Genomic DNA, 7,317 nt, shown 5'->3' with positions numbered 1-7,317 from the left:
TCGAGGGTTCGCCAGGTGAAAGCATGGAGCACGTCATAGCGCTCCACCAGGTTTACGCCGAGCTGATATTCAGGGGCCTCAAAACGGTCGAGGTCAGGAAGAGGAAGGCCTTCGACGAGGGTGACCTGGTGTTCCTCTACATAGCGCGGGGAAACCCCTACGAGCTGAGGGACACGCTGAGGAGGCTCAACCTTCACGAGGAGCAGACGCTGACCCAGAGGGGAACCATAGCTGGGGGCTTCGAGGTTGGAGAGGTGATAAAGGCCGACTTCGAGACCCTCTGGGAGATGGCGAAGGATACGAGCGGTTTAACCCTCGTCCACGGTGAGAACGGGAAGAACTGGCTGGCCAACTACATCAAGGACTACGGCTACGTCTTCACCATCGAGAGGCCGTTCCTCTTCAAGGAACCGATGAGCAGGGAGGAGATGAAGGAGCGCTACGGAATCCACGTCGAGGGCATAATTCACCTGTCAAGAAAGACGAGGAAGCCCTGGGTAAGGGCCCTGATTGAAGACTTGCTCGCGAGGGACTACTTCTACCCCTGATGTTAGGCTTCCTAACGCGTTTGCAAACGTTTATAAGCCATTCTCCGCTAACTTTTGATTACAGAAGATTGGATGTGTTTTACATGAGGTTTGATATTAGGTACGCTCTGGCGTTTCTTCTCGTGGGACTCGTTCTCGCGGGAAGCGGGTGTATTGGCTCCTCTGGAGAGGGCACTTCAACGCCGTCCGCTACAGATACGTTCTCAGAGAAAAGCTCCGTGAAAACTCAGGCCGAGACTGCTGAAGACGTCAGGCTTAACGCCGACTTACCCGTTACACTCAGGTTCGACACGATGAGGGTCGTCGTATCGGAAGTTGATGAGCCCTTCATAGGTGTAATAACGAGTGAAACCGGGAGCACCGATGCAGTGGTCGTCGTCCCCTCCGACTCACACGAGGTCATTGAGACCGATGGTGGATACGCGGTTAAGATAGACTTCTCAGACGGCTACTACCTTAACGTTGACTACACGTACAGTGAGGATGAGCCCCTGAAGACGTTCCATTACTTGGAAACCGATGACGACTACATTGTCGTTAAATCGCGCGACTACTTCGGAACAGTTGACGATACTGACCTTGGTGGGGACATAAAGGCGGTCGTTGAGATGGCCAAAAGCGCGGACGACCTCGGCGAGTACATTCTGATGATTGCCGAGCCCAATGGCGAGCACATGACCTTCAACCAGGATAGTGACGATATAGAGGTCCTTACCGGCGACGTTTATATGGCTGAGGGGGAGGCAGTGAAAGTCGAAAAGCCCTACGCCTTAATCTACATCGTTGACAACGGCGATTCGCTTGACGTAGGCGATGTCACGAAGAACGTTGCCGGCAATCTCGCCCTCGGAACCACCATAGGGCTGGAGTACACGAACGACGTAACCGGAGACGATGCTTTCAGCGTCATTGCCGTGAGCATGGACGACTACAACAGGCTCGTGAACGGAGAAGCGGAACTCAACTTCGATGGGAGAAACGTAGAGGTAAACGGAATCGAGGATAAAGTCTTCGTCCTCATTTCCCGCTGAGTTCTTTCTTCTCTTCTCCGGATTCTTCGGAAGTTTTATCGCCCCCCTTGACTTCTTTTTGCTCCTCCAGCTCCTCCGGGTTGACTATCTGGTACGGCCCGAGGCTCAGCTTCTGGATTTCCTCCTCTGTCAAAAGCCTGCTCTTGACCTTCTCGCCTATGAGCGCGCTGTTGCCGAGGGGGTCGGCTATCTTTACCGTCAGCGGTTTCTTCCCTTCCTTGACGTCCTCGATGTACTGCAGTATCTCGTCGGCCTTCTTTACAGCTTCTTCGTCGCCCTCCTGCTTCCTGAACTCCCTCGCCATCAGGAGCGTTTCACGGACGCGCTCAAGGACACCTTCGACGTTGGTGATGAAACCTTCAGATGCCGGACCCGGTTCAATCTTGACGCCTATCTCCTCGAGCTCTATCGTCCCGCTCTTGCTTCTCACAACGCGCGTGAAGAGGTCCTTCTCCTCCTCGACCTTCACCGTGTAGAGCTTCGGCGGCCTGTCCTCGAGTATCATGACGTCAGCGTTGCGATAGCCGCACTTCTCGCAGATTATCGTGCTCTCCATGACCTTGCCGAAGTAAGGAATCTCGTGGATGTGCTGGATGGCCTTGAGAGTGTTCTTGCCGCCGCAGATGGGACAGTCACCGAGGCTTATGACCTGAACCTCGCCGAGTTCGGGATTAACATAAACCTTCTCGCCTTTCTTCTCGCCCATGAGCATCACCGAGAAGAGAACCAGTGATGCCTTTATAAAGTCATGGTTTCGGTTGAAGTTTGAAAAAGGAAAACCTCACTTGGCAATCTTTATGTCCTCGGGAAGGAGGATGAGCTTTATCTCTTGCTTGCATATCTTCGCCGCCTGCCCGCCGAAGGCGTTGACCATACCCTTAATCTGCTCGGCAACCTTTTCAAGGACGTCGGGCCTCTTCTCGAGTGGGGTTAGGTCAACTATGACTATGTTGCCCTCCTGAAGCTCGCTGGAAATCCTCTCAAGGTCGGAGTAGCTGGTCACGGTTATCTTCTTCAGGTAGCGGAGCTGGGGCTTAACGAGCTCCTTAGCAAGAACATCCTCCTCAATCGGTACGACATCGATGTCATGCCTGGGAGCGACTTCCTTCTTAACGCTCGCGGGAGGTTTCATTTTAGGCTTGTTCTCCTTCTTTTTGAGGCTGTCAAACAATCCCATGAGGGTTCCCCCCGGTTAATCGTAAAGCCGTTTAGTTTTATGCCTTTTCCTTTATAGCTCTTTCCCAAACTCCTTGGGGCTCTCCTCGCGAAGCTTGAAGAGCCCAAAGAATGACAGGGAGAAAGCCACAACGCCCGAGAGCATCACAAGGGCGCTTGGAATGCCCCATCCCTTCTTTCCGGCAATGTAGAGACCCCACACGAAGAGGGCCAGACCCCAGAGGGCCGTTGTGAGGAGCAGGTCCTTTTTCCTCTCCTCCCGCAGAAGGAGGTAGACGGTCCTCACCGCGAAACCGGCGAAAATCACTGACGCAACGATGCTCATGAAGTCCATCGCTACCACCGGGAAAAGAGGGAAAGGGTCAGGCCTTCCCAACGGCCTCAAGAACTACCTTCCTGAGTTCCTCGGCCTTCTTGAAGGCGGTGTCAACGGCGTACATGACTTCCTCCAGCTTGAAGCTTCCTCCCTCTCCCTTCTGAACCGCTGAAATGTGGCCGTTCTCGTCGGTGGTTATCGTAATCCTGCCGTCCATTACGCGCTCCTCGTCGAGGTTGGGGTCAACAACCATCGTGTTGCCGATTTTCGCGAAGGTGACCGGTATCGGGACGCTCTTAACAGGTAGGGGCTCGTACTCGTCGAGTATCTTTACCTCCCCGCTCTCCTCGTCGTACTCAATCTTCGGAATCTTGGTGCTCATCAGGGCAGCTATCGCACCTATTCCGCTCGCGTCGAGCAGGTTGCCGTCGTGGTCGAGGACATGGACGTCGATGAAAATCACCCTGACGAGTTTTCCTGGGACGATGACGAGCTTCTCGAGCTCAACGGCCCCGCTCTCCCTTATTCCCCTGTCCACAACACGGGCAAGCTCGATGGCGTTCTCGTCCGGGGGACCGGGTTCGAAGGTCGGCGAGGCAAGGGGAACAAGCTCGACGTTGGTGGTCATAACTCCCTTCTCCGGCAAATCCGGAAACGGCTCGCCGAGGTCAACCTTTATTCCGACAAGGACCTGCGTGTTGCCGAGCCTGACCCATGCCGAACCCTCGGCCTTCTCTATGACGTTGACCTTGACCTCGAGGTCGCGGTAGTCCTCAAAGGAGCGACCGTCAATCCTCTTGCCCTCCCTGAGGAGGTTTATGATGTGGTCGCGCATTATGCTGGCCATTACTTCCATCTCACTCATTGCCCGCCACCTCCTGCGCTATGCGGAGGTATTTTTCTTTGAGCGCTTCCCTCTGCTTCTGGTAAACCGCCTTGGCTCCCTTTATGGCGAGCTTCACTGCTTCAATGAACTCCTCCCTAGTCAGGTAGCCGTCCATCTGAAGGAGCGTTATGTCGTTCTTGAGGGGCATTATGGCAACGGGAACGTCTGCTTCGCCGTAGTTGTCCTCGTCCTTGTTGAGGTCGAGGACTATCTCCCCGTCAATCTTTCCGGCGGCGCACGCTGCCACGAGGTCCTTCATGGGTATTCCCGCATCGGCTAGAGCGAGTGAAGCGGCCGTTATTCCGGCAACCCTCGTCCCTGCGTCGGCCTGGAGGACCTCTATAAAAACGTCTATCGCCGTTCTTGGGAACATCTCGAGGATTAGGGCCGGCTCAAGCGCTCCCCTTATGACCTTGCTTATCTCGACGCTCCTCCTGTCCGGTCCGGGCTTTTTCCTTTCCTCAACGCTGAAAGGTGCCATATTGTAACGAACCCGGAGTATCGCCTTGTCCGGCCTCTGGAGGTGCTTTGGATGAATCTCCCTGGGGCCGTAGACGGCGGCGAGAATCTTGTTCTTGCCCCACTCGACGTAGGCCGAGCCGTCGGCGTTTTTGAGAACACCAACCTCCATTTTAATGGGTCTAAGCTCGTACTTCTTTCTGCCGTCAACTCTTCTACCGTTCTCGTCGATGAGCTTTAAACCCTCAGGCCTGCCCATCATCTTTCTCACCTTCCTTCTCCTCAAGCTGGGGGATTTCCTCAATAACTCCCTGCTCCTTGAGCTCCCTGAGCCTCGAAAGCAGGTACTCCTTGACCCTGTCGGTCAGTCCCTGCGTGTGGCTCTCGCGGTCAACCTTGAGTATCGCCTCTATCGCGAGCTTCTCGAGCTCGTCGTTCCTTCCGCTCACCCAGACCCAGCCGTTCTGGCCCACTATGATTCTCGTCCCGGTGAGCTTCTTAATCATGTTAATCATCGAACCGCCCTTGCCTATGAGCCTCGGCACCTTGGAAGGCGTTATCGTGACGAGCTGTCCTCCCCTGAGCGGACCGCCCTTGAAGGGCATGCCCTTGGTTGTGAGGTCAATCTGGTTTATCTCGTTGAATGCCTTCACCTTGGCGTAGATAATGTCCCCTATGTCGTAAATCTTCCTCAGGTCGGTCTTGAGCAGGTCTATGCGCTCCTCAACGGCATCTTGAACGCGTAAATTGGCCTGGTACGGTGCTCCGATGTCAACGGTCCAGTTGGAGAACTTGACGTCGACTATCTTTCCGAGGACGTTGTCCCCGACCTCTGGTATGTAGGGCCCTTCGAGCGGAATGACCCTTATGAGGTCTCCCCTTATCTCGACAAGTCCTATCACCGTTGAGTAAATCCTGTTGCCTTCCCTGAAGGTCCCCCTTCCGTTCTTAAACGGCCCCTGGGCGAGCAACGTCCCAGGGACGACAAGTTCCCTTGGTTTTACAAAAATCCGCCTCATAGTCCCTTCCTCTCTACAAGTTTAGTAAGAGCGGTGCCCTTCGTCAGGGCGTTGAGCTTCTCATAAAACTCCTCCTCGATTCCTCCAGGAATCTCGATGAGGAACATCCAAGAGCCGTCGCTGGCCCACTCTTCGCGCTTTATCGTTCCGAACTTCCTAACCTCGCCGTAGGCCCTTCCAACGTAGTCGCTCGGTATCTTCACTGCTATGACTTTGACCTCGAGCTTTATCGGGAGCAGAGGCCTAATCGCCTTGATGACCTTCGGAACCTGCGCTTCCGCGTCTTTGAAGAGGTCAACGTGAACTCCAGCCTCTTCCATTGCCCTCAGGATTCTGTCAACGGGGTGGGGGTAACCTGTCCTCGGGTCAACCGCGTGTCTGTGGATTATCGTCGCTATGTAGCGCTTCTTCTCCTCGAGCATCTGCCTCCTCTGCTCCGCGGTGAGCTGAACCTCGCCCTTCTGGAGGATTATTTTAGCGACTTCATAGGGGTCACTTGTTCCAAAGATTTTCTCCATCTCATGCTCGCTCGCCTTGTCGCCCTTGTGTGCATCTTTGAAAACGTAAGGAGTTGCGAGGATTTCTTCTATGGGAACCTCCTTGCCCTCCTTGAAGTCCCTCGCGAGGTAGGGGTCCACGAGTATCTCAAAGGTCTCGCCGTGCGTCTTCAGACGGGCGATTACCGCTTTGTCAACGCTAATAGGCATCGCCCGCCACCTCAGTAGTTCTGGTCGAGTTCGGAGTAGTCCTCGGCCTTCTCCTCAACCTCTTCCTCTTTAATCTCCTCAAGAACCTCGTTGAGGTACTTCTCAAGCTCTTCCCTCGGGAGCTTCTTCCAGCGCTTGTCCTCGGTGGTTATGTAGGCAACCTCTATCGAGTCCGCGGTTGGCTCCTCAAGGGTCTTGGACAGAGCGAGTATCGCGAGCTTTATTGCCCCGTCCCTGTCGAGGTTCTCGTCGTAGTGCTCCTCGAAGATGGCCATCGCCACGTTCCTTCCGCTTCCTATAGCTACCGCCTTCCACTCGAAGTAGGCACCGCTCGGGTCGGTCTCGTAGAGCTCGGGCTTGTCGTTAACGCCCGCCATGAGCAGGGCGGCACCGAAGGGCCTCACACCGCCGTACTGGGTGTGAGCCTGCTTGAGGTCGCAGATTTTCTTCACCAGAACGGTGAGCGGAACGGGTTCGCCGTAGGTGAGGCGATAAATCTGGGCCTCCAGCCTAGCCCTGTCAACGAGAACCCTTGCGTCAGCGATGATACCGCTCGGAGCGGCCGCTATGTGGTCGTCAATCTGGAAAATCTTCTCGTAGCTCCTCGGCTCAATGAGCCTGCTTGTGATTCTCTTTTCAACGGCCAGGACAACGCCGTCCTTCCACTTAACTCCTACAGCCGTTGCACCTCTTTTTACAGCTTCCCTCGCGTAGTTTACCTGGAACAGCCTTCCGTCCGGGCTGAAAACGGTTATCGCCCGGTCGTAGCCGGCCTGCGGTGGTACAAACGCCATTCTACATCACCCCTGTTTCTCACTCCTTTTCGATAGTTGCCGGGTTTTCTATTAAGCTTTTCTATCCTCCCCTGAAGGCTATAATCGCCATCCTCCTCGCGGTTCTCTTGGCGAGCTCGAGCGGTATGAAGGCCAGAGCGAAGACGAGGGCTCCGACGTAGATGGACGCCGTTCCGATGGGCTTGAATATCAGCAACGCAAAGCCGAGCAGGAGGGTGAGCAATCCTGCCGAGAGCAACTTCTTATAGGTTCGCTCCATATCCTTGAGCTCCTTCATGCCACCACCGGGAGCTTTTTTAGGCGGGAGGATTTTAAGCCTTTGGTGTTGCCGATGGAGTGTCCCTTCTGCAGACCTCCGAAGGAACAACTCCTCTACGAGGA

Annotated in this window: 11 protein-coding genes; 2 read left to right on the top strand and 9 right to left on the bottom strand. The window is 54.9% G+C overall.

Annotation, left to right across the window (positions count from 1 at the left end; all coding sequences use genetic code 11):
• Positions 1 to 23 precede the first annotated feature (23 nt).
• Positions 24 to 548 carry an ASCH domain-containing protein gene (locus tag MVO87_RS03940; protein WP_297552271.1) on the top strand — a complete coding sequence of 175 codons (525 nt, stop codon included), beginning with the start codon at positions 24 to 26 and terminating at the stop codon, positions 546 to 548.
• A gap of 83 nt (positions 549 to 631) precedes the next feature.
• Positions 632 to 1,579 (top strand): hypothetical protein, encoded by a 948-nt coding sequence (locus MVO87_RS03935; protein ID WP_297515268.1) that lies wholly within the window; start codon positions 632 to 634, stop codon positions 1,577 to 1,579.
• Here the strand turns inward: MVO87_RS03935 and MVO87_RS03930 are convergent.
• From MVO87_RS03930 to MVO87_RS03890, 9 genes are all read right to left on the bottom strand, one after another.
• Complete coding sequence (locus MVO87_RS03930; RefSeq protein WP_297515279.1) at positions 1,566 to 2,285, bottom strand: ZPR1 zinc finger domain-containing protein; 720 nt, start codon at positions 2,283 to 2,285, stop codon at positions 1,566 to 1,568. The genes MVO87_RS03935 and MVO87_RS03930 overlap by 14 nt on opposite strands.
• A 75-nt stretch (positions 2,286 to 2,360) precedes the next feature.
• Complete coding sequence (sepF, locus tag MVO87_RS03925; protein ID WP_297515270.1) at positions 2,361 to 2,756, bottom strand: cell division protein SepF; 396 nt, start codon at positions 2,754 to 2,756, stop codon at positions 2,361 to 2,363.
• Between the two features lie 51 nt (positions 2,757 to 2,807).
• Entirely contained in the window at positions 2,808 to 3,089 is a 282-nt protein-coding gene (locus MVO87_RS03920) for a hypothetical protein (protein WP_297515273.1), read from the bottom strand.
• A 28-nt stretch (positions 3,090 to 3,117) separates the two neighbouring features.
• A complete protein-coding gene (rrp42, locus tag MVO87_RS03915; RefSeq protein ID WP_297515275.1) occupies positions 3,118 to 3,936 on the bottom strand; it encodes an exosome complex protein Rrp42 in 819 nt (272 codons plus the stop codon).
• The gene (gene rrp41, locus MVO87_RS03910; protein ID WP_297515281.1) at positions 3,929 to 4,678 is read right to left on the bottom strand and encodes an exosome complex exonuclease Rrp41; all 750 of its coding nucleotides are present in this window, start codon (positions 4,676 to 4,678) and stop codon (positions 3,929 to 3,931) included. Before rrp41 ends, rrp42 begins: the two co-directional genes overlap by 8 nt.
• Positions 4,662 to 5,435, bottom strand: coding sequence for an exosome complex RNA-binding protein Rrp4 (rrp4, locus tag MVO87_RS03905; RefSeq protein ID WP_167914425.1), 774 nt, complete (start codon positions 5,433 to 5,435; stop codon positions 4,662 to 4,664). Before rrp4 ends, rrp41 begins: the two co-directional genes overlap by 17 nt.
• Positions 5,432 to 6,142 (bottom strand): ribosome assembly factor SBDS, encoded by a 711-nt coding sequence (locus MVO87_RS03900; RefSeq protein WP_297552267.1) that lies wholly within the window; start codon positions 6,140 to 6,142, stop codon positions 5,432 to 5,434. Before MVO87_RS03900 ends, rrp4 begins: the two co-directional genes overlap by 4 nt.
• An 11-nt stretch (positions 6,143 to 6,153) precedes the next feature.
• Complete coding sequence (gene psmA, locus MVO87_RS03895) at positions 6,154 to 6,936, bottom strand: archaeal proteasome endopeptidase complex subunit alpha (RefSeq protein ID WP_042692700.1); 783 nt, start codon at positions 6,934 to 6,936, stop codon at positions 6,154 to 6,156.
• Between the two features lie 61 nt (positions 6,937 to 6,997).
• Positions 6,998 to 7,213, bottom strand: coding sequence for a hypothetical protein (locus MVO87_RS03890; protein WP_297513499.1), 216 nt, complete (start codon positions 7,211 to 7,213; stop codon positions 6,998 to 7,000).
• Positions 7,214 to 7,317 lie beyond the last annotated feature (104 nt).

This window comes from Thermococcus sp., from assembly GCF_027063845.1.
Taxonomy (GTDB): Archaea; Methanobacteriota_B; Thermococci; order Thermococcales; family Thermococcaceae; genus Thermococcus.
This window is presented reverse-complemented; position numbering and strand designations above follow the sequence as displayed.

What these genes read in the sequence shown, in the direction of transcription:
- MVO87_RS03940 (WP_297552271.1), top strand. Translation starts at nt 24, where the DNA reads ATGGAGCACGTCATAGCGCTCCACCAGGTTTACGCCGAGCTGATATTC.
- MVO87_RS03890 (WP_297513499.1), bottom strand. Translation starts at nt 7,213, where the DNA reads ATGAAGGAGCTCAAGGATATGGAGCGAACCTATAAGAAGTTGCTCTCG.
- rrp41 (WP_297515281.1), bottom strand. Translation starts at nt 4,678, where the DNA reads ATGATGGGCAGGCCTGAGGGTTTAAAGCTCATCGACGAGAACGGTAGA.
- MVO87_RS03935 (WP_297515268.1), top strand. Translation starts at nt 632, where the DNA reads ATGAGGTTTGATATTAGGTACGCTCTGGCGTTTCTTCTCGTGGGACTC.
- MVO87_RS03930 (WP_297515279.1), bottom strand. Translation starts at nt 2,285, where the DNA reads ATGGGCGAGAAGAAAGGCGAGAAGGTTTATGTTAATCCCGAACTCGGC.
- MVO87_RS03920 (WP_297515273.1), bottom strand. Translation starts at nt 3,089, where the DNA reads ATGGACTTCATGAGCATCGTTGCGTCAGTGATTTTCGCCGGTTTCGCG.
- psmA (WP_042692700.1), bottom strand. Translation starts at nt 6,936, where the DNA reads ATGGCGTTTGTACCACCGCAGGCCGGCTACGACCGGGCGATAACCGTT.
- rrp4 (WP_167914425.1), bottom strand. Translation starts at nt 5,435, where the DNA reads ATGAGGCGGATTTTTGTAAAACCAAGGGAACTTGTCGTCCCTGGGACG.
- MVO87_RS03900 (WP_297552267.1), bottom strand. Translation starts at nt 6,142, where the DNA reads ATGCCTATTAGCGTTGACAAAGCGGTAATCGCCCGTCTGAAGACGCAC.
- sepF (WP_297515270.1), bottom strand. Translation starts at nt 2,756, where the DNA reads ATGGGATTGTTTGACAGCCTCAAAAAGAAGGAGAACAAGCCTAAAATG.
- rrp42 (WP_297515275.1), bottom strand. Translation starts at nt 3,936, where the DNA reads ATGAGTGAGATGGAAGTAATGGCCAGCATAATGCGCGACCACATCATA.